The 20534-nt window shown below is 76.7% G+C and carries 17 protein-coding genes; 11 read left to right on the top strand and 6 right to left on the bottom strand.

Going from position 1 to position 20534, the window contains the following annotated elements:
* Nucleotides 1–16: 16 nt before the first annotated feature.
* Together CLV70_RS04485 and CLV70_RS04480 are read left to right on the top strand one after the other, a co-directional pair.
* Complete coding sequence (locus CLV70_RS04485; protein WP_106125084.1) at nucleotides 17–679, top strand: NADPH-dependent F420 reductase; 663 nt, start codon at nucleotides 17–19, stop codon at nucleotides 677–679.
* Nucleotides 676–1617 (top strand): quinone oxidoreductase family protein, encoded by a 942-nt coding sequence (locus tag CLV70_RS04480; protein ID WP_106125083.1) that lies wholly within the window; start codon nucleotides 676–678, stop codon nucleotides 1615–1617. The genes CLV70_RS04485 and CLV70_RS04480 overlap by 4 nt, the downstream gene beginning before the upstream one ends.
* Before the next feature lie 19 nt (nucleotides 1618–1636).
* On the opposite strand, the gene CLV70_RS04475 is transcribed toward CLV70_RS04480, so the two are convergent.
* Nucleotides 1637–2194 carry a TetR/AcrR family transcriptional regulator gene (locus CLV70_RS04475; protein ID WP_106125579.1) on the bottom strand — a complete coding sequence of 186 codons (558 nt, stop codon included), beginning with the start codon at nucleotides 2192–2194 and terminating at the stop codon, nucleotides 1637–1639.
* Nucleotides 2195–2274: 80 nt separating this feature from the next.
* Here CLV70_RS04475 and CLV70_RS04470 point away from each other — a divergent pair, with 80 nt between their 5' ends.
* Nucleotides 2275–2691: a nuclear transport factor 2 family protein gene (locus CLV70_RS04470; RefSeq protein ID WP_106125082.1), complete on the top strand. Its 417-nt coding sequence runs from the start codon at nucleotides 2275–2277 to the stop codon at nucleotides 2689–2691.
* Nucleotides 2688–3506 (top strand): NAD(P)H-binding protein, encoded by an 819-nt coding sequence (locus CLV70_RS04465; RefSeq protein WP_106125081.1) that lies wholly within the window; start codon nucleotides 2688–2690, stop codon nucleotides 3504–3506. Before CLV70_RS04470 ends, CLV70_RS04465 begins: the two co-directional genes overlap by 4 nt.
* Here the strand turns inward: CLV70_RS04465 and CLV70_RS04460 are convergent.
* Together CLV70_RS04460 and CLV70_RS04455 are read right to left on the bottom strand one after the other, a co-directional pair.
* Entirely contained in the window at nucleotides 3491–4420 is a 930-nt protein-coding gene (locus CLV70_RS04460; protein WP_106125080.1) for a carbohydrate kinase family protein, read from the bottom strand. The genes CLV70_RS04465 and CLV70_RS04460 overlap by 16 nt on opposite strands.
* A 10-nt stretch (nucleotides 4421–4430) precedes the next feature.
* Nucleotides 4431–4640, bottom strand: coding sequence for a hypothetical protein (locus CLV70_RS04455; protein WP_106125079.1), 210 nt, complete (start codon nucleotides 4638–4640; stop codon nucleotides 4431–4433).
* A gap of 207 nt (nucleotides 4641–4847) precedes the next feature.
* On the opposite strand from CLV70_RS04455, the gene CLV70_RS04450 reads away from it, so the two are divergent.
* The 7 genes from CLV70_RS04450 to CLV70_RS04420 all read left to right on the top strand — a co-directional run bounded on the left by CLV70_RS04450 (nucleotide 4848) and on the right by CLV70_RS04420 (nucleotide 15286).
* On the top strand, nucleotides 4848–5714 hold the full coding sequence (locus tag CLV70_RS04450) for an ABC transporter ATP-binding protein (protein ID WP_106125578.1): 867 nt from the start codon (nucleotides 4848–4850) through the stop codon (nucleotides 5712–5714).
* A gap of 11 nt (nucleotides 5715–5725) precedes the next feature.
* The gene (locus CLV70_RS04445) at nucleotides 5726–6403 is read left to right on the top strand and encodes an ABC transporter ATP-binding protein (protein ID WP_106125577.1); all 678 of its coding nucleotides are present in this window, start codon (nucleotides 5726–5728) and stop codon (nucleotides 6401–6403) included.
* Between the two features lie 19 nt (nucleotides 6404–6422).
* Nucleotides 6423–9578, top strand: coding sequence for an FtsX-like permease family protein (locus tag CLV70_RS39580; protein ID WP_158277702.1), 3156 nt, complete (start codon nucleotides 6423–6425; stop codon nucleotides 9576–9578).
* Nucleotides 9575–12334 carry an FtsX-like permease family protein gene (locus CLV70_RS04435; RefSeq protein WP_158277701.1) on the top strand — a complete coding sequence of 920 codons (2760 nt, stop codon included), beginning with the start codon at nucleotides 9575–9577 and terminating at the stop codon, nucleotides 12332–12334. The genes CLV70_RS39580 and CLV70_RS04435 overlap by 4 nt, the downstream gene beginning before the upstream one ends.
* 78 nt (nucleotides 12335–12412) lie before the next feature.
* Nucleotides 12413–13180, top strand: coding sequence for an NAD(P)H-dependent oxidoreductase (locus CLV70_RS04430; protein WP_106125077.1), 768 nt, complete (start codon nucleotides 12413–12415; stop codon nucleotides 13178–13180).
* Between the two features lie 81 nt (nucleotides 13181–13261).
* Nucleotides 13262–13621, top strand: coding sequence for a putative quinol monooxygenase (locus CLV70_RS04425; RefSeq protein WP_158277700.1), 360 nt, complete (start codon nucleotides 13262–13264; stop codon nucleotides 13619–13621).
* Nucleotides 13622–13627: 6 nt separating this feature from the next.
* Nucleotides 13628–15286 (top strand): FAD-dependent monooxygenase, encoded by a 1659-nt coding sequence (locus CLV70_RS04420; RefSeq protein ID WP_146163954.1) that lies wholly within the window; start codon nucleotides 13628–13630, stop codon nucleotides 15284–15286.
* On the opposite strand, the gene CLV70_RS04415 is transcribed toward CLV70_RS04420, so the two are convergent.
* The 3 genes from CLV70_RS04415 to CLV70_RS41975 are packed head-to-tail and all read right to left on the bottom strand — an operon-like array spanning nucleotide 15204 to nucleotide 20436.
* On the bottom strand, nucleotides 15204–16142 hold the full coding sequence (locus CLV70_RS04415) for a chorismate transformation FkbO/Hyg5 family protein (protein WP_106125074.1): 939 nt from the start codon (nucleotides 16140–16142) through the stop codon (nucleotides 15204–15206). The genes CLV70_RS04420 and CLV70_RS04415 overlap by 83 nt on opposite strands.
* Nucleotides 16130–17569, bottom strand: a complete 1440-nt coding sequence (locus CLV70_RS04410; protein WP_106125073.1) for an FAD-dependent oxidoreductase — start codon at nucleotides 17567–17569, stop codon at nucleotides 16130–16132. Before CLV70_RS04410 ends, CLV70_RS04415 begins: the two co-directional genes overlap by 13 nt.
* Nucleotides 17566–20436 carry an SDR family NAD(P)-dependent oxidoreductase gene (locus CLV70_RS41975; protein ID WP_342750354.1) on the bottom strand — a complete coding sequence of 957 codons (2871 nt, stop codon included), beginning with the start codon at nucleotides 20434–20436 and terminating at the stop codon, nucleotides 17566–17568. The genes CLV70_RS04410 and CLV70_RS41975 overlap by 4 nt, the downstream gene beginning before the upstream one ends.
* Nucleotides 20437–20534: the final 98 nt, after the last annotated feature.

Raw genomic sequence — 20534 nt, 5'->3', positions numbered from 1 at the left:
CGAGGAGCACACGAGCATGACCACCATCGGCATCATCGGCTGCGGGAAGATCGGCGGCACCCTCGCCCGGCTCGCCGCCGACGCCGGCCACCACACGATTCTCAGCAACAGCCGCGGCCCCGGAAGCCTGCGGGAGCTGGCGGCCCAGCTCGGCGATCGCGCCAGGGCGGCGACGCCGGAGGAGGCCGCGCGGGACGGCGACCTCGTCGTCGTGTCCGTCCCGCTGAAGGCGTACCGGCAGGTCCCCGCCGCGGACCTGCGCGGCAGGGTCGTCATCAGCACCGTCAACCACAACCCCGGCCGGGACGGCGCCTTCCCCGGGATCGAGGCGGGCGAGACCACCGCCGCGGGCGTGCTCCAGGCCCACCTGCCGGAGTCGCCGGTGGTCCAGGCGTTCAGCAACATCTTCTTCAAGCACCTGGCCACCCTCGGCCGCCCGGCCGGCGCCCCCGGCCGGTGCGCCCTGCCCATCGCCGGCGACGACGCCGCGGCCAAGGCGAGGGTCGCGGCGCTCCTCGACACCCTGGGCTACGACGCGTACGACGCCGGTGCGCTCGGCGAGAGCCGCAGGTTCGCGCCCGGCACTCCCGGCGGCAACGCGTACCTCGACCCGGAGGGCATGTTCGCCGCCCCGGGCCGCCCCCTCTCCGCGGCCGCCCTCGCGGAGCTGCTCGCATGAGGGCCGCGGTCGTCACCTCGTACGACGAACCCCCGCACTACCGGGACGTCCCCGAGCCACGGGCGGGCGGCGAGCACGACCTCGTGGTCGACGTCCTGGCGGCCGGCCTGCACCCCCGCGTCCGGATGCAGGCCGACGGCTCGCACTACACCAGCGCCCGGGAACACCTGCCGCTGGTGCCCGGCATCGACGGCGTGGGACGGGCCCCGGGCGGCGACCTGTGGTACTTCCTCGGCGGCGCGCCGGGCTCGATGGCCGAGCGCGCGGTGATCGACACCCGCCGCGGCATCGCCCTGCCGGAGACCGCCGATCCCGTCGCGGTGGCCGCCACGCTGAACTGCGCCATCGCCTCCTGGCTGGCGCTGCGCCGGCGGATCACCTTCGCGAGGGGCAGCACCGTGATGGTCGTCGGTGCCACCGGCGGCACCGGGCGGATGGCCGTACGCGTGGCGCACCACCTGGGAGCGGGCCGGGTGATCGCGGTCGGGCGCGACGCCGCCCGGCTGGCCGCGATCCCCGGCGCCACCGGCACCGCCCTGCTCGGCGATCCGGCGGGGCTCACCCGCGCGGGAAGGGACGTGGACGTCGTCCTCGACTTCCTCTGGGGACCGCCGGCCGTCGCCACGATGGCCGCCCTCCTCGCCGGGCGCGACCCCGGCGCCGGCCCGCTCACCTGGATCAACCTGGGCGAGATGGCCGGCGCGGAGGCGGCGGTGCCGGCCGGCCTGCTGCGATCCTCGCGACTGCGGCTGATCGGCAGCGGGCAGGGGTCGCTGACCGGCGCCGAGACGGCGGCCGAGGTGCCCGCGGTGGCCGCCCTGATCGCCGACGGCACGTTCGCGGTGCCCGCCTCCCCGGTGCCGCTGCGCGACGTCGAGCGGACGTGGACCCGCCCGGCGGACAGCCGCAGTCGAATCGTGTTCCTGCCGGGCGCCTGACGGCGGGCGCCCCGGCGGCTCAGGCCGCGGGCCGGCCGCGGGCCTCGGCGAAGACGCTGCCGACGAGGTCCCGCAGGCCCGCTTCGACGTCGATGGGCGGCTGGTCGCTCAGGTGCTCGACCAGGTCGCTGCGGACCGCCGCGAGCAGGGAGTGCGCGAGGAACCCCGCCGGGGAGCCGGGGCGGGCGCGCGCGATCAGGCCGGCGAGGGTCGCGTGCAGCCCGGCGTAGCTCTCGTTGCGGTACGGGCTGCCGTACCCGGCCCGCTCCAGGGCCAGACTGAGGACGCGGTGCCGCCGCTTGAACCGCCAGGTGCGGACGAGCAGGTCGAGGGCCTGATCGGCGGGGCCGGCGGCCGATGGCTCCGCGGCCGAGAGCTCGGCTGCCACCCGCTCGTCGTACACCGCGCGGATGAGGCCGAGCCGGTCGCCGAAGCCGCGGAAGAGGGTGCCCTTGCCCACGCCGGCTGCCGCGGCGACCGCGTCCATCGACACCTCGTCCGGGTCGCCCGCCCGGTCGAACAGGCGTCCCGCCGCGGCGAGCACAGCCTCTCGGTTGCGCGCCTTGTCGGACCGCATCGCCACCCCCTTGGAAAACGGACCGTCAGTCCGCTACGGTGAAACGGACCGCCAGTCCACATCCTATCCGAGGAGGCCGCGTGTCCCCGCAGCCGAAGGACGTGCTCCGCCAGGCCATCGACCACCTGCTCGCCAAGGACATGAACGCGTTCACCGATCTGTACGCCGAGGACGCCGTCATGGAGTTCCCCTTCGCCCCGCCCGGCCGGCCGCAACGCCTCGACGGTCGCGAGGCCGTGCGCGCCTACCTCGCCGACTATCCGGACCTGATCGACGTCCAGCGGGTGTTCGACCTCGACGTGCACGAGACCACCGACCCGGCCGTCATCGTCGCCGAGTTCGCGGCCGGCGGCCGGGTCGTCGCCACCGGCACCGCCTACACGGCGCGCTACATCGCGGTCCTGACCGTCACCGGCGGGCTCATCCGGCACTACCGCGACTACTGGAACCCGCTCGCGCTCGGCGACGTCCCGGTCGGACAGGGCGCGGCGGCGTGACCGTCCTGATCCTCGGCGCCTCCGGCACCACGGGCAGCCGGGTCGCCCGGCACCTGGCAGCGCGCCGCGTACCGGTCCGCCGGGCCGGGCGCTCCCCCGCCGCCGACGTGCGCTTCGACTGGGCCGATCCCGGCACGTTCGCACCGGCCGTACGCGGCATCCGGGCCGTCTATCTGGTCGCGCCGCCCGGCGTGGCCGACCCGGAACCCGTCGTCGCGCCGTTCCTGGCCGAGGCGCGCGAGGCGGGCGTGGCGCGGATCGTCCTGCTCAGCTCGTCGGCCGTGCCGGTGGGCGGCCCCGGGCCGGGCCGGCTCGGCGCCCTCCTGCCCGCCTTCGTGCCCGAGTGGACGGTCCTGCGGCCGACGTGGTTCGCCAGCAACTTCACCGGCGACCACCCGCACGCCCGGACGGCCCGCGCGGACGGCGAGCTGGTCAGCGCCACCGGGGACGGCCGGGTGCCCTTCATCGATCCGGGCGACATCGCCGCCGTGGCGGGTCACGCGCTGACCGCGACGCGGGCGGAGAACGGCCCGCTGCTGCTGACCGGCCCGGAGCCGCTGAGCTTCGACGACGTGGCCGCGGCGCTCGGCGACCACCTGGGGCACCCGGTGCGGCACCGCCGGGTCAGCGCCGGCGAGTTGTCGCGCCGCCTGCGGGCGGGCGGCCTCCCGGCGGCCTTCGCCGACCTCCTGGCCGGCCTGGACGTGGCGATCGCGGGCGGCGCGGAGGACCGGACGACGAGCACGGTGGAGGACGTGACCGGGCGCTCCCCGCGTACGTTCGCCGCGTTCCTGTCCGGTCAGGAGTCCCCGTAGCCCTCGGGGAGGCCGCCCGCCACGGCCCTCGCGATGGCCCGCTCCAGCTCGTCGGCGCCGATCAGCTGCTCGTGGGTGCCCTCCGCGCCGCAGGCGAACGCGCCGGAGACGGCGCCCGCCAGCACGCACTCCGCGATCGGCCGCCCGGCGAACCAGCGGCTCATGAACGCCGTGCTGAACGCGTCGCCGGCACCGTTGCTGTCGACGACGGGCCGCTCCGGCGGCACGGCCGGGAAGCGTCGTTCCCGGCCGTCCGCCCGGGTCAGCACCCGGCAACCGGCGGCACCCTCGGTGGCCACGACCACCCGGGCCCGTCCCCGCTCGAGCACCGCGCGCATGAGGTCCGAGACCCGCTCCGGCGCGGTCTGTGCGCTGAGGAAGAGCAGATCCGCCTCGCGTACGGGCACCTCGTGGCCCGTGCCGTCCCAGGCGTGGATGTCGGTGGAGGTGGTGATTCCCCGCCGGTGCGCGTGCGCGAACGCGTCATAGCCGCGGCTGCCGGCGACGTGCAGGTGCCGGGCCTGTTCCAGCGACGGCAGATAGGACCGTTCCGGCAGGCGCAGGCCGGGCGGGTGCCGCGGGTCGAAGAAGGAGAACCGGCGGCCCGCGTCGTCGACGAGATTCACGCTGCGCGGCGTGCCGGCCGGCGCGGGCAGGGCGAGGAAATCCAGGCCCACGCCCGCATAGCGGTCCAGGATCTGCCGGCCCTGCGGGTCGTCGCCGATGACATCGATGAACCGGGTACGCAGGCCGAGCGCGTGGAACCCCAGGGCCACCCCGTTGCCGGAGTGCGCCACGTAGTCGCGGATGGGCGGCACCCCGAGGCAGTCGCCGGGTGGGACGGCGAGCTCCGGAACCCGGACGATGGTGTCGATGCCGACACCGCCGAGCACCAGCACGTCGCACCCCGTCATGGCGAGCAGCCTAACGCGGCGACCCGCCCCGATCGATGAGGCGCCCGAGGCCGCGCACCCCGGCCTCGGCCAGCGCCGACCAGGCGACGAGGGCCGCGGTCTTCGCCTGCCGGCGCAGCACGCGCGCGTCGCGCTTGAGTTGCCGCCCGGCCGCGGAACGCCGCCGGGCCGCAGCGATGCGCAGCCTGAGGTGGTCCCGCGGGCTCTGCGATGCGGTCATGACGGCCGCCCCTTTCCCCACAATCAGTTTGCATTGCGAACCACTCAAGAATGGTTGGCAACACGAACAATGTCAAGGTCGAACATCGTCGCCGGGGTTGCGGGACGGGGGTGGCGATCATCGAGCATGATGGTCGAGTTTGGTCCCGACGGGCGGGCCGGAGGAGGGCACGTGCACGAGCCAACGGCGGCCGACGCCCCCGAGACGATGATCGCCTGCGAGAACCTGGTGCGGATCTACCAGACCGGGTCCGTCGAGGTGCAGGCCCTACAGGGGCTGGACCTGGTCGTCGGCCGCGGCGAGATGATCGCCGTCGTCGGTGCGTCCGGGTCGGGCAAGTCCACCCTGCTGTCCATTCTGGCCGGTATCGACGCGCCCACCGCCGGCCGTGCCCGGGTCGGCCGCTGGGACCTGCTCGGCATGTCGCGGGCCGACCGCGTGCGCTACCGGCGCCACACCGTCGGGTTCGTACGCCAGCAGACGTCCAGCAACCTGGTGCCGTACCTGACCGCGCACCAGATGGTCGACCTGCCGATGACCGCCGCGCGCACCCCGGCCCGCACGCGCCGGCGCCGGGCCACCGAGTTGCTGGAGGCCCTCGGCGTCGGCGGATGCGCCGACCGGCGGCCGGGCCAGTTGTCCGGCGGGCAGCAGATGCGGGTCGCCATCGCGGTCGCGCTCGCCAACCGGCCGCAGGTGCTCCTCGCCGACGAGCCCACCGGCGAGCTCGACACCGCCACGTCGGCCGAGGTGTTCGACGCCCTGCACGACGTCAACCGGCGGTTCGGCGTCACCGTCGTCATCGTCACCCACGACCCCGAGGTCAGCGGGCGGGTCGAGCGGACGGTGGCGATCCGGGACGGGCGTACCAGCAGCGAGGTGCTGCGGCGCACCGCCGAGGCCGCGGACGGCGGCACCCACGTCATCGCCGAGGAGTACGCCGTGATGGACCGGGCCGGGCGCGTGCAGGTGCCCCGCGACTACCGCGAGGCGCTCGCCCTGACCCGCCGGGTACGCCTGACGCTCGAGGCCGACCGCGTCGAGATCCGCCCGGACGCCGGGAGCGACGCGTGACCGGCGGCCCGATGCTGAGCGTGCGCGGCGTGCACCGGCGCTTCGGCGAGGGCCCGGCCGCCGTGCACGCCCTGCGCGACGTGTCGTTCGACGTCGGCACGGGCACCATGGTCGCCCTCGTCGGCCGCTCGGGTTCCGGCAAGACCACCCTGCTCAACGTGGTCGGCGGGCTCGACTCCCCCGACGACGGCACGGTCGTGGTCGACGGCACCGAGGTCACCTCGCTCGACGACGACGGCCTGTCCCGGCTGCGGCGGGAGAAGGTCGCGTACGTGTTCCAGACGTTCGGCCTGATCCCGGTGCTGTCGGCGGCGGAGAACGTCGGCATCCCGCTGCGGCTCGCCCGGGTGCCGGCCGCGGAGCGCGAACGCCGCGTCGCGACGCTGCTCGACCTGGTCGGCCTGGCCGGACACGCCGAGCAGCGCCCGGACGAGCTGTCCGGCGGCCAGCAGCAGCGGGTGGCGATCGCCCGCGCCCTCGCCGCCTCGCCGAAGCTGCTGATCGCCGACGAGCCCACCGGGCAGCTGGACGCCGAGACCGGCCTGGCCGTGATGGCGCTGCTGCGCGGGGTGGTGGAGTCGGAGCGGGTCACCGTGCTGGTGTCCACCCACGACCCGGTCATGATGGCGCTGGCCGACCGGGTGCTGCGGATGCACGACGGCCGGGTCGACGAGCAGGCCGGATCGTGACCGGCGCCGGGGGCCGCGCGTGCTGAGCGTCCTCGTCCGCCGGGTACGCAGCCAGTGGGCGCTGCTCGGCACGCTGCTCATGCTGGTCACGGTCGGCGCCACGCTGGCCGGGACGTGCGCGCTGCTGGTCACGCGTACGGGCGGGCAGGCGCTGGAGGTCGTCGCGTCCCGGGCCGACCCCGCCGACGTGAAGGTCACCGCGTACACCGCGGACATCGGCGCGAAGGCCGCCGCCTCGGTGGCCGCCGAGACCCGCGACGATCTCGTCTCCGCGCTGGCGCCGTTGCCCGCCACGACGACCACCCGCGCGTCGTCGCGGATGCGGTCACTGCCGGCCCGGTCGGGCGCGAGCGGGACGACGGCCGAGACGTACCTCTCCGGCATCAGCGATCTGCCCGCCCACGCCGTCCTCGCCGCCGGGCGCTGGCCCCGGGCGGCGGCCGTCCCGGAAGCGGTCGTGCTCGAATCCACCGCGAAGGTCCTCGGGCTCTCCCCCGGCGACACGGTCCGGCTCGGCCCCGAACGCGCCTTCGACCCGTCGCCGGCGCTCACCGTCACCGTCGTCGGCGTGGCCCGGCCGCTGCCGGCCACCGGCTGGGACCGCGACCCCCTGTACGGCGCCGGGTACGACGGCGCCTTCGAGAACGGCCAGCCCGCACCCGTCCGCGCGTACGGTCCCTTCCTCGTCGACCTGGACGTCCTGCTCGCCGGCACCTCCGCCATCGACCGGCTCGAGGTCACCGCCCACCCCGGCCTCGCCCGGGCCACCCGCTCCGAACTGGACGCCGTGTCGGCCACCCTCGCCGGGGCCGACCGGCGCCTGGGCGGGACCCTGGGCGACCGGGTGAAGTTCTACCGCGTCGACGCGCGCCTGCCGGTGACCCTGGACGCGGCCCGCGCCCAGCAGGAGGTCGCCGCCGCGGTCGTGCTCGCGGTCGCGGTCCTGGGGTGCGCCCTGTGCGCGACGGCCCTGGTCCTCGCCGGCCGCCTCACCGCCGGCGTCCGGGCCGGGGAGACCGCCCTGCTGGCCGCGCTGGGCCTCAGCCGCGGGCAGCTCGCCGCCATCGCGGTCGGCGAGGCCGCCGTGCTGGCCGTGCTCGGCGCGGCGCTCGCGGCCCCGGCGTCCGCCGCCCTGCACGCCGGGCTCACCCACCTGCCGCCGCTGTCCGGCGCCGGGCTGGCCGTGGATCCCGCGGTGAACGCGCCGCAGCTGATCGTGGTGGCTCTCAGCGCCCTCGGGCTCGCCGCGGTGCTCGCCGCCCTGGCGGTGCGCCGGGGCGCCACGGGCGGGGGCCGCCGCCGGGCCGAGGTGCTCGCCCGTTCCGGCGCCGACCTGCTGCTGGTGGCCTTCGCCGCGGCCGGGTGGTGGCAGCTGCACGGTCAGACGGCCGGCGCCACCGGCCGTACGGACGCCGTCCGGGTGACCGCCCCCGCGCTGGTGCTGACCGCCGGCGCCGCCGTCCTGCTCCGGGTCGTGCCGCCGGCGCTGCGCGGCCTCGACCGGGTGGCCCGCCGCTCCCGGGGCCTGACGTTCCCGCTCGCCGCGTTCGAGGCCGCCCGGCGGCCGCACGCCGTCGCCGCCGGCCTGCTCGTCGCGCTCGCCTGCGCGGCCGGCACCTTCGGGGTCGCGTTCGACGCCACCTGGCAGCGGGCCCAGCACGACCAGGCCGACCTGGCGGTCGGCACCGACCTCACCGTCGCCGCCTCCGGCACCCCGAGGGCCGGCGACACCGCGGCGATCGCGGCGGCGACCGGCGGCGAGGTCAGCCCGGCCACCGACCGGGGCGTGCCGATCGGGCAGTGGGTGGGCCGCGTCGGCGACCCGCCGCGGCTGATCGCCACCGACACCCGCCGCGCCGGGCCGCTGCTGCGCGGCCGGCTCGACGACGGCCGCACGTGGGCGGGAGTCGGCGCCGCCCTCGCCCCCGCCGAGCGGGTCACCGGCGTCGGCGTGCCCGCCGGCGCGGCCCTGACGCTGCGGGGGACGGCGACCGGCGACGTGCCGATCGCGGTCACGCCGCGGCTGCTCCTCCAGGACGGCTGGGGCATGCGCACCTCCTGCATCGCCCGGAGCGTCCCGCTCGACGGCGCCACCCACCGGGTGCGGGGCTGCACGCCGGGCGCGGGCCTGAGCCTGATCGCCGTGGCCCTGCCGGTCGCGCCGGCCGGGGGCGGACCGTCAGGCGGCGAGATCGCCGTCGCCGCCACCCTCACCGTGCCCGCGGGCCGGCCCGGGGCCTCGTGGACCGCGTCCTCCGCGCCCCCGGCCGCCGGTCAGCTCTCCCGCCCGGCCGTCACGGTCACCGGCACGCCGGCCGGAACCCGGCTGGCGATGACAGCGGACGTCAAGCTCAGCGGCCCGGACGAGGCCGCCCGTACGCTGGTCGCCACCGCCTTCCGCGATCCGGGCCGGGTCCCCGTGGCCGTGTCCGCCCGCCTCGCGGACGACCTCGGCATCGGGCCGGGCGCCCAGCTCAGCGTGCCGGTGGGCGTGACGCCGGTGCCGGTCACGGTCGCCCAGGTGCTGCCGGCCGTACCGGCCGCGCCGACCGCGCCCGCGATGCTGGCCGATGTGGACGCGCTCACCCGCGCCATGGCCGTCCGCGGCGACCTGGAGTTCCCGCTGGACGCCTGGTGGGTGGGGGAGCCCGCGTACGCCGACGCCGCCGCCCGCACCACCGCCCTGCGCCTGGGCACGGTGACCACCCGCGCCGGGGAGACCGGACGGCTCCTCGAGAGCCCGCCGCGCGCCGGGGTGGCGCCGGCGGTCCGGCTGCTCGTCCTGGCCGCGGCGCTGCTGCTGCTCGCCGGCATCGTCCTGCACGTCACCGCCGACCTGCGGCTCCGCGCCGTCGAGGTGGCCCGGCTGCGCGGCCTCGGGGTGACCAGGCGCCAGGTCCGGGTGGCGCTGCTCGGCCAGCACGCCGGCGTACTGCTGCCCGTGGTGCTCGCGGGTGCGGTCGTCGGCTGGCTCGCCACCCGGCTCGTCACGCCGCACATGATCCGATCCGAGACGGGGGCGCGACCGGTGCCCGGAGTGGTTCCCCAATGGCCGTGGGCGGCCGAGACCGCGCTGACGGCCCTGTTCCTCGCCGCCTGCGTGCTCACGGTCGGCGCCGTGGTCGTCGCGCAGACCCGGCGGGCCGACGCCGCGCACCTGCGGGTGACGTCGTGAGGCGCCCGGCCGTGCACTGGCCCAGCGTCCGCGGCCGGGCGCGGGCCGACGCCGGCCCGCTCCTGCTGGTCGCCGCCGTGGTCACCGCCGTCACGCTGCTCGCCGGGGCGGCACCGCCGCTGCTGCGGGCGACCGCGGACGACGCCGTCCGCGACGCCGTCCGCAGCGCCGGCCAGGACGCCGAGATCGTGTCGCAGTCGCACTGGTCCTACGACGACGTCGAGGGTGGCCGGGGCCGCGTGCCCACGATCGCCGACGACGTCGACTACCTCCGCGAACGCGCCGGCGACGCGCTGGACCCCGGCCTGCGGGCCGCGCTGCGGCCACCGGTCGCCGTGGTCACCGGGCCCTCGCTCGACGTCACCGACGGCAGCCTGCTGCGCACGTTCCGGTTCATGTACCTCGCCGACGACAGGGGCCCGCACAGCGCCACCCGGGTCACCTGGATCGCGGGTGTCCCGCCCCGGTCCTCCGCGCCGGCCTCCGACCCGGACTTCGTGCTGCGGCCGAACTCCCCGCCGTGGCCGGTGCAGGTCGGCCTCTCCGAGGCGGACGCGGCGGCCCTGAAGCTGGGTCCCGGCGACCGCATCCCGCTCAAGGACAAGTTCCGGCGCGTCCGTGACGTGCGGATCAGCGGCATCTTCCGGGCGACGGACAGCAGCGATCCGACCTGGCGGCTGGCCCCCGGTCTGCTGAACCCGGCGTCGAGCGCGGACGGCGTCGGCATCACCCGGCTCGGCGGCCTGCTGTCGCCCGAATCGCTGCCCGACGCCCGGCTCGCCGTGGACAGCGGCGACCTCGACCGCGGCATCCACTTCGAACCCGACGCCGACCGGATCGACGCGGACTCGGCCCGCCGGATCGCCGCCACGCTGGTGACCCTCAAGGCGATCTCCGCCGCGGCCACCGACCAGGACGAGACCCTCCAGTGGCAGACCCAGCTCGACAAGGTGCTCAGCGACGTGCAGACGCGGGTGAACGCGGCCACCGCCCAGGCGTCCGTCCTGCTCGTCAGCGTCCTCGCCGGCACGGTCCTGGTGCTGATGCTCGCCGCCGCCCTGCTGGCCCGCCGCCGCGCCGTCGCGCTCACCGCCGCCCGGCAGCGCGGCGCCGGGCTCACCGATCTGGCGGTGGAACTGCTGATCGAGTCGGCGGCGGTCGCGCTGACGGCCGCCGCCCTCGGGCTCGTCCTGGCCCGGCTGGTGGCCCCCGGCGTGTCCTGGGGGTGGGCGATCCCGGTCGTCGTCGCGGCGGCCGCGGCGGGTCCGGCGTACGGTGTCACGCTCGCCGCCCGCGCCACCCGCGACAAGCGCCAACCGGCCAACCGGAGCGCCCGCCGCCACCTGCACCGCACCGCCCTGCTGCGGCGCGCGGCGCTGGAGTTCGCCGTGGTCGTCGCCGCGGCCGGCGCGATGGTGGCGTTGCACCAGCGGGGCATTCTGGAATCGGTCTCGGAGCCGGCCGGGGCGCTCGACGCGTGGAAGAGCCAGGGCGACACCGCGGTGCTCGGCGCGAGCGCGCCGGCGCTCGGCGTCCTCGTCGGCGCGCTCGTCCTCGTCCGCCTGCTCCCCCCGGCCCTGCGCCTCGCCCTGCGCCGGGCCCTGCGGTCCCGCCACCCGATGAGGGTCTTCGGCACCGCCCAGGCCGCCGCCACCGGGGCCCGCATCCTGCCCCTGCTCGCCCTGGTGGTCTGCGCCGCGCTGGCGACGTTCGCGCTGACCGTCGGCACCACCGCCGACCGCGGGCTGGCGGACGCGGCGTGGCGCACGGTCGGCGCGGACGCCCGCGTCGACGCCGGCCCCTCCTCGGGCGTCGACGTGCCGGCCCTCGCCCGGCGCATCGCCGCGGCGCCGGGCGTACGGCAGGCCGTCACGGCCCAGGTCATCGAGGGAGCGCGGGTGACGAACGGCACCGGGCTGCTCACGCCCCGGTTCGTGATCGTCGACTCCGGGGCGTACCGGAGGCTGCTCTCCACCACCCCGCTGCCGGACACGCCCGCCCTGGCCGGGCTCGCCGGCCGGGCCGCGGGTGACGTGCCGGTGCTGGTGCGCTCGGCCGACGGCAGCATGCGCCCCGGGACGCGGCTGGCCCTGCCCCGCGAGGACATGCCGGCCGTGCCCCTCACCGCGGTCGGCGAGGCACCGGCGATCGGCGACACCGGCGACACGATCGTGGTGGACGCGGCGGCGCTCACCGCCGCCGGCATACCCGTCGTGCCCGACACCATCTGGGTCACCGGGCCGGGAGCCGCCCGGGCCGTCTCCGGGATCGCGGCCGTCGACACCGTCTCGCGGACGGACGTGCTGCGGGAGCGCCGCACGGCCCCGCTGACGGCCGGGCTGCTGCGGCTCGCCTGGCTCACCGCCGCCGTCCTGATCGCGCTGGGCCTGCTCAGCCTGGCGCTGGCCGCGGCGGCGAGCGCCCCGCAGCGGTGGCAGACGCTGGGCCGGCTGCGCACCCTCGGGCTGCGGCTGCGCGACGGGCGCTGGGTGGCGGCCGGGGAACTGCTGCCGCCGGTGGCGGTCGCGGCCGTCGCCGGGCCACCGCTCGGCGTGCTCCTCGCCGTCCTGACCGTGAACTCGCTGGATCTGCGCCTGCTCGTCGGGTGGGACGGCGACCCGGCGCTGGCCGTGCCGTGGTGGCAGGCGGGCGTCGCCGCCGTCGTCCTGCTGGCCGCGGTGGCCGCGGTCGTGGCGGCCGAGACGGCGCTGCGGCGGCGCAGCGGGCTGAACGAGCTGCTCCGGGTGGGCGGGTAGGCGGCGTGGCCCGATCCTGACACTTGTTGTCCGCCGGGGCGGTCGCCGGGGCGGTCGCCGGCTTCCATGATCGGAGGCATGAACGTTCTCTGGATCCTGGCCCACCCCGAACCCCGCTCCCTGAACGGCTTCCTCGCCGCGGAGGGCCGGCGGGCGCTGCGCGCCGAGGGACACCACGTCGAGGTGTCCGACCTGTACGCCATGGGCTGGAACCCCGTCGTCGACGCCTCCGCGTACGCCCACGACCCGGCCGAGCGGTTCCGGGTCGCCGACGCCGCGAAGCACGCCCACCACGCCGGCACCGTCGCCGCCGACATCCGCGCCGAGCAGGAGAAGATCGACCGGGCGGACACCCTCGTCGTCCAGTTCCCGCTGTGGTGGTTCGGGATGCCGGCCATCCTCAAGGGCTGGTTCGACCGGGTGTGGCACCAGGGGTACGCGTACGGCCTGCGCGGCCCGGACGGCGAATGGAGCGGCTACGGCGACGGATTCCTCGCCGGCAAGCGGGCGCTGGCCGTGGTCACCATGGGCGGCCCGGCCGGCTTCTACGGCGAGCGCGGCATCCACGGAGCCGTCGACGAACTGCTCTTCCCGCTCCAGCACGGCATGCTCTTCTACGGCGGCGCCAAGGTCCTGCCGCCGGTGCTGCTCTGGGGCACCGACCGCTTCACGCCCGAGGACGCGGCCGGCGCGGCGAAGGAACTGCGCGAGCGCCTCCGCGCTGTCCCGGCGACCGAGCCGATCCCGTATCGCCCGCGGAACGGCGGCGACTACGACGACCGCTTCGTGCTCCGCCCGGAGGTGGCACCCGGCCTGACCGGCTCCCGCGCCCACCGGTCGGCGTAACGGTGTACCGCTGAGCGGGACTCGGCCTCGGAATGGACGCCGGTGGGAAACGAGACTGTTACCCAGCCGAGGGAGGTAGCCGTGAGTGAAGAACGCATCGCTTTTCCCGAGCCCGACGAGGACGAGACCGGGCCGTACACGCACCTGGGTTTCGCCAGGGCCAGGCCCGGCAGCGAGGCCACGGTCGAGAAGCTGATCCTGGCGCTCGTGGAGCCGTTGCGGGCCGAGGCGGGCGCCGTCGGGTTCCATGTGTACCGGGACCGGGCCGATCCGGCGCTGTTCGTCATCTACGAGGTGTTCCGGTCCCGGGCTGACCTCGAGCGGCATGTCGCGCAGCCGTACGTGCAGGACTTCATCGCGGAGATCCGGCCGCACGTCGAGGGGCCACTGCGGCAACAGTTCCTGCGGATGCTCAGCACGCCCCCGGCCGGGACGGAGTGACCGGCCGTGACCTCCTGTGAGGTGCTGGTCGCCGGCGCCGGGCCGAGCGGGCTGATGACCGCCGCCCTGCTGGCGCGGCAGGGCGTCACCGTGCGTGTCGTCGACGCCGGTGCCGGGCCGGCCACCGAGTCGCGGGCGTTCGCCGTCCAGGCCCGTACGGTCGAACTGTTCCGCTCAGTGGGACTTGCGGACGAGCTTCTCGCCCGCGGGGTGATCAATACCGGGATCACCTTCCACATCAGGGGCCGGCCGGTGGGCGGGCTCGACTTCGATCGGGCGCGGGCCGGGGACACGCCGTACCAGTTCATCCTGATGGCGCCGCAGAACGAGGTCGAACAGGTGCTGCTCGACGACCTGGCCGGGCACGGGGTCACCGTCGAGCGCGGCACCCGGCTCGAGTCGTTCACCCAGGACGACACGTCCGTGCGGGCCCGGCTGAGCACCGGCGACGTCACCTGCCGCTACCTCGTCGGCGCGGACGGCGCGCACAGCACGGTCCGCAAGCAGCTCGGCCTGAGCTTCGAGGGCGACGGGTACGCCCAGCGCTTCCTGCTCGCCGACTGCCGCGTGGACTGGCCCTTCGACCACACCCGGTTCCGCATCTTCATGAACGGCGGCCGGATCGGACTGTTCCTGCCGCTGGACGGCGCCGCCCGCTCCCGCGTCATGACCACCGACCCGTCCGGCGGCTCCGGGCCCGTGACGCTCGACGAGCTCCAGACGGAGCTGCGACTGGCGATGCGGGTCCCGGTGACGCTCTCCGATCCGGTGTGGACGACGCGCTACCAGGCCCACCTGCGCCACGTCGACCGCTACCGCGCCGGGCGGGCGTTCCTGGCCGGCGACGCCGCGCACATCCACTCCCCGGCCGGCGGGCAGGGCATGAACACCGGGTTGCAGGACGCGGCGAACCTGGCGTGGAAGCTCGCGGCGGTGCTGCACGCCGGCGCCGGCGACGCGCTGCTGGACAGCTACCACGACGAACGGCACCCGGTCGGGGTGGAACTGCTGCGCTTCACCGACCGGCTCTACCGGGTCGCGGCGAACCTGCCCGGTTGGCGGGGACGGCTGCGGGACCTGCTCGGGCCGTTCCTCATCGGCCGGATGAGCGCGGCGCCGCTGCCGCACCGCAAGGCGTTCCGGCGCCTGTCGCAGACCGGGCTGGCCTACCCGCCGGGGCCGTTCGCCGCCGACGGGGTGATCCGCTCGGCGGCGGGACCGCACGCGGGCGGGCGGGCGCCGGACGCGCGGCTCAGCACCGGCCGGTCCATGTTCGACCTGCTGGCCGGTTACCGGCTGCGCGTCGTGGCGTTGTCGCGCAAGCCGCTCGGCGACGAGGAGGCTGCCGGGCTCACCGCCGGCCTGCGCGGCATCGAGGCGCTCGGCGGCGGGATCGTCGCCCACCTCGTCGGCCGGGTGGCGTGCCGCCGGGACCCTCGGGTCGAGCCCGTCGACTGCGTCGAGGTGTTCGAACGCTACGGCCTGGTCCGCGACGACGCGCAGGCGCTGTTCGTGATCCGCCCCGACGGGTACGTCGCGTGGCGGTCCGACGAGATCGACGCCGGCGCCTGCCGGAGCTTCCTCACCCGGCTCCTGCCAGCACCGGCACCGGAGCCATCCCCTCCACCTCCACGAGCAGGTCACGCCGGCACAGGTCGGTGGTGAGGTAGGCGACGTCCCCGGTCAGCGTGCCGCCGAGCAGGCGGCGTACCGGGTCGCGGTGGGCCGGGTGCCGGACGTACACCTTGACGGCCCGCAGCGAGCGCGGGTCGGCGAGCGCGGCCAGGTTCTCCAGCGTCGTACGGCACTGGGCGGCGAGGTCCCCGGCGTGGGCGGTCTCGTGGCCGAGGATGCTGGCGGTGCCGGAGACCAGCAGCGGACCGCCGGGCAGGCGGCTGGCCCGGGCGAACGCGGGCGGGCGCGGGCCGTAGCGGACCGGGTAGCGGTAGGCCGGCACCTGGCGGCGGTTCTCCACGGCGGTGTGTCCCGGCTCGCGGCGGGCGAGCAGGTAGAACGCGACGCCGTCGGTGCGGGCGCCGACGCCGGTGCCGGCCGGGAGCGGCCCCGGCGGCAGCGGCGACCGGGCGAACGCGTCCGCCCGCCCCCGGCAGAAGTCGCGGTACGTCTCCAGCCCGTCCGCGTTCGGCTCGTTGATCCGGCCGACCGCGTTCCACATCCGGAACACGTACGGGTAGCCGAGGTCGCCGAGCAGCGCGAACGCCCGCAGGTACGCGTCCTGCACGCCGGGCGCGTACCGGGCGGCGGGCGGCACCGAGACCGCGCAGAACGCGTACCGGCCGTCGTGGCCGTACGCGATGTCGTCCCGTACGCCCGAGGTCACCGGCCGGTTCGTGGTCCACACCTCGGTGACCGCCTCGCCGGGGTCGCGGGCGACGTGCAGGTCGAGGGCGGGCGCACCGTGCCGGATCGCCGGACCGGCCGCGGCGGTGGTCCAGCGGATCACGCCGAGCGGGTGCGCCACGCCGGCCGGGTCGCCGAACCGGCAGCTCAGAGTGTCCAACCGAGCCCGTCCTTGGCGAGCGGGAGGCCGTCACCGCGGTCGTCGAGGGGCGCGCCGTACAGGGCCTCCTCCTGCAGGTTGCGGCCCTGCCGGAAGGTCTCGCCGACGGTACGGGAGCCGTACAGCGGGTTGAACCGGTCGTCGGCGCCGGCGAGCCGGTCCACCGCGCCGCCCAGGTCCGCGGCGGCGCCGGCGAGCCGCACGCCGATCCCGGCCTCGCCCGGCAGCAGGCCGCCGACCAGCTCGGCGAACGCGGCCGTCTCGGTCACGTCCACCGAGGTGACCCGCTTCGCCTGCCAGAAGTACGACGTCTCGTCGCGCTGCATGTCGTAGAAGGACACCAGGAACTCGTAGAACGCGCCGTACTCGCGGCGGTACCGGGCCTCGAACTCGGCGAGGCTGCGGTCCTCGGGCACCGCGCCGTCCAGCACCGCGTTGATCGAGCGGGCGGCGAGCAGCGCCCCGTACGTGGCCAGGTGCACGCCGGAGGAGAGCACCGGGTCGACGAAGCAGGCGGCGTCGCCGGCCAGCACCATGCCGGACGCGGTGAACGACCGCTTCCAGTAGGAGTAGTCCTTGCGGACGCGCACCTGGTCGTACGGCGCCTCGGTGGCGGTGGGCACGCCGCCCAGCTTGGTGCGGACCTCCGGGCAGGCGTCGATCATCGCGCGCCAGGCGGCCCGGGGGTCGCGCTGCACCTCGGCCCGGTGCTCCGGTCCGATGACGGCGCCGACGCTGGTCAGGTCGTCGCGCAACGGGATGTACCAGATCCAGCCGGCGTCGAACGCCGCGCAGAAGATGTTGCCGGCGTGCGGTTCGGGCAGCCGGGCGCCGCCGGCGAAGTAGCCGAACACGGCCAGGTTGCGGAAGAAATCGGAGTAGACCCGCGAGCCACCGACCCGGCCGTGCAGGCGGCTGGTGTTGCCGGACGCGTCGATCACGTACCGGGCGTGCACGGTGTGCCGGGTGCCGTCCGGGTCGTCGTACTCGACGCCGCCCACCCGGCCGTCCCGCTCGACGACGCCGCGGACCGCACACCCCTCGCGGACGGTGACGCCCCGGCGGGCGGCGTTGCGCAGCAGGATCTCGTCGAACTTCGAGCGCTCCACCTGGAAGGCGGTGGAGGTGGGATCGGGCAGCCGCGGCGACATGGCGAAGGAGAACTGCCACGGCTCCGGGTTGCGGCCCCAGCGGAACGTGCCGCCGCGTTTCAGGGTGAAGCCGGCCGCCGCCACCTCGTCCGCGACGCCGAGGATGCGGCAGAGTCCGTGCACTGTGGACGGCAGCAGCGACTCGCCGATCTGGTACCGCGGGAACGTCTGCTTCTCCAGCAGCAGCACCCGGTGGCCGCGCATCGCGACCACGGTGGCCGCGGTCGACCCCGCCGGCCCGCCGCCGACCACCACCACGTCGTAGTTCCCGGTCATTCGTCCCCCTCCAGCCCGGCACGGGCCTCGATCCAGGTGCGCAGGGCGGCCGCGGTGCTCGCGCCGTCCGCGCTCAGCACGCTGTCGTGGTCGCCGGGGATGTCCATCACCTCGTGCGGCAGCGGCCACCGGGGCCGCCAGTCGCCCGCCGGGTCGGCGGCGAGCATCTCGCGGGTGGGGCCCGCCCGCAGCAGCAGCGCCGGCACCGGCGACGGGCCCGGCTTCCAGGCGTCGAAGAGCCGCAGGTACGCCCCGCCGGCGAGCATCGCGGCATCGGTGAAGACCCCGTGGAACAGCTCCTCGGGCAGCTCGCGGTCGCTCTCGACGAGCGCGAGGGACCGCGGGTCGTCACGGCCGGCGGCGCCGTGATGGGTCTCGACGAGCACGAGGCCGGCCGGCGGGAAGCCGTCCGCGGCGAGGCGCACGCCGACCTCGTGCGCGATGGCGCCCCCGGTGCAGAAGCCGACCAGCACCACCGGCCGGTCCCCGGCGATCCGCCGCACGGTGTCCGCGTGCAACCGGGCGAGGGTGTCGACGCTGTCCGGGACCTCCCGGCGCGGCCCGGACCCCGGGTTGCTCAACGCATGCAGGTCGTACGCGCCGTCGAGGGCCCGCGCGAGCCCCAGCGGAGCCGGCGTGGCCAGCGCGAGGTAGCCGGGCAGGAAGAAGAGCACGGGTGCGGCCGGGTCGCCGGCGGCCAGCCGCAGGGGTTCGACGGCGTGCTCGGCCCGGTCCGCGGCGGGGAACGCCGGCAGCCCGGCGGAGGCGAGGTAGCGCAGCGCCAGCGCCGCCCGGACGCCCTCGGTCCGCAGCACCCGCCGGTACACGGCGGTCAGCCGCTCCGGGGGTGCGGCCGTCGGCGGTGGGGGCGGCGGCTCCCCGGCGGCCCCGAGGTCCATCGCCGCGTACACGTGGGCGGTCAGCGCGGCGAGCGACGGGTGGTCGTACACGACGGTGGCGTCCAGGCGGGCGCCGGTGAATGCGCTGAGCCGGTTGCGCAGCTGCACGCCGGCCAGCGAGTCGAAGCCCAGGTCGGCGAAGTCGCGGCCGGCCGGGACCGACGCCGCGCCGGGGAAGCCCAGCACGGCGGCGACCTCGGCCTGGATCAGCCCGGCGAGGGTGTCCTTCCGCTCCGCCTCGGGCAGCGCGGTGAGCCGGTCGCGCCAGCCGCCGAGCTCCGGGCCGGCGGCGCCGGGCGCGGGGGCCGGCGGCGGCGCGAGCCCGGCGAGGATCGGCGGCACGGGCCCGGACGCCGCGAGGTCCCGACGGTCGATGGCGATCGGCACCAGCACCGGCTCCGGGGTCCGCAGCGCCCGGTCGAGCAGGGCGGCGCCCTCGGCGGCGGTGAGGGCCCGCACGCCGCCGCCGGTGAGCCGCCGCCGGGACGCGCCGGAGGCGACGCGCTCGCCCATGCCACCCTCGCCGGCCTGCCACAGGCCCCACGCCAGCGAATGGGCGGGCAGCCCCCGGGCGCGGCGGTGCGCGGCGAGCGCGTCGAGGAACGCGTTGGCGGCGGCGTAGTTGCCCTGCCCGGGCCGGCCGAGCACCCCGGCGGCGGACGAGTACAGCACGAACGCGGCGAGGCCGGACCGCTCGGTGGCCTCGTGCAGATGCCAGGCGGCGTCCGCCTTGGGCGCCAGGGACGCGGCGAGCCGTCCGGGCGTCAGCGCGGTGAGCAGGCCGTCGTCGAGCACCCCCGCGAGGTGGAAGACGGCGGTGAGGCCGGGACCGCAACGGGCGACGAGCCGGTCGACGGCCGCGCGGTCGCTCACGTCGCAGGCCACCACCGCCACGTCGGCGTCGAGCTCGCCGGTCCACTCCGGCGCGCTGCCGCGCCGGCTCGCGAGGACCAGATGCCGGATTCCGTACGCGCTGACGAGGTGCCGGGCGAGCACGGCGGCGAGCCCACCGGTGCCGCCGGTGATCAGCACCGTGCCGTCCGGGTCGAACGCGGGTGGCACGCCGTCCGCCGGTCCGGCCGGCCCGAGGCGGGGCGCGAGCACGGTGCCGCCCCGGATCGCCAGCCGGGGCTCGGCCAGGGTCAGCGCCCGGGGCAGGGCCGCCGCGGACTCCGGGGTGCCGCACAGGTCGACGAGGGCGTACCGGCCGGGGTGCTCCGCCTGGGCGCTGCCCACCAGCCCCCACACCGCGGCGGCGGCCGGGTCGGGATCGGGACCGGTGGCGCGCTCGGTGACCACCACGAGGCGGCCGGGCCGGTCGTCCGTGGCGTGCCCGGCGAGCCGGGCCAGCGTGGCGGCGAGCAGGACGCGGGCCCGGGCGGGTGCGTCACCGTCCCCGCCGGACGGCCGGAAGACCTCGGCGGGCCCGGCGGCCCCGGCCGGGCCGGCGGGCGCCCAGTCGAGCCGGTACAGGTGCCGGCGGGCCGCACCACCGTCGGTGACCTCGCGGCTGACCATCGACTCCACCGTGGCGACCGGCCGGCCGGACGGGTCGGTGACGGTGATCCGCACCTCGTCCGGACCGAGCCGCGTCGAGACCACCCGGGCGGCCGCGGCACCGGGGGCGTGCAGCGTCACGCCGGACAGCGCGAACGGCACCCGCAGCCGGTCCGGCGGCTCGGCCAGCAGCGTGCTGCGCAGGGCGGCGTCGAGCAGCGCGGGATGCAGCCCGTAGGCGCCGGCCGTGACGGCCGGCCCGGCGGGCAGCGCCAGCTCGGCGTAGACCGAGCTCTCGTCGCTCCAGACCGCGGTGACCCCCGGAACGCGGGCCCGTAACGGAATCCGGCCCCGGCGAGGCGGTCGTAGTCGACGCCGGCGGGCCGGGCGCCGGGCGGCGGCCAGGTCCCCGGCGCGGCGGGGGCCGCCCCCGCGGGGGCCGCCGCCTCCGCGTAGGCATGCCGGGTCCACTCCCCCGCCTGCCCGGACGGGCGGGACCAGATCGCCATCGCCCCGTCCGGCCCGGCCACCACCTGGACGTCGGTCGCGCCGGACAGCACCAGCGGGGT

It is taken from the genome of Pseudosporangium ferrugineum, assembly GCF_003002065.1.
GTDB lineage: Bacteria > Actinomycetota > Actinomycetes > Mycobacteriales > Micromonosporaceae > Actinoplanes > Actinoplanes ferrugineus_A.
Note: the sequence above shows the minus strand (reverse complement) of the source record. Positions and strands in the feature narration are given on the sequence as shown.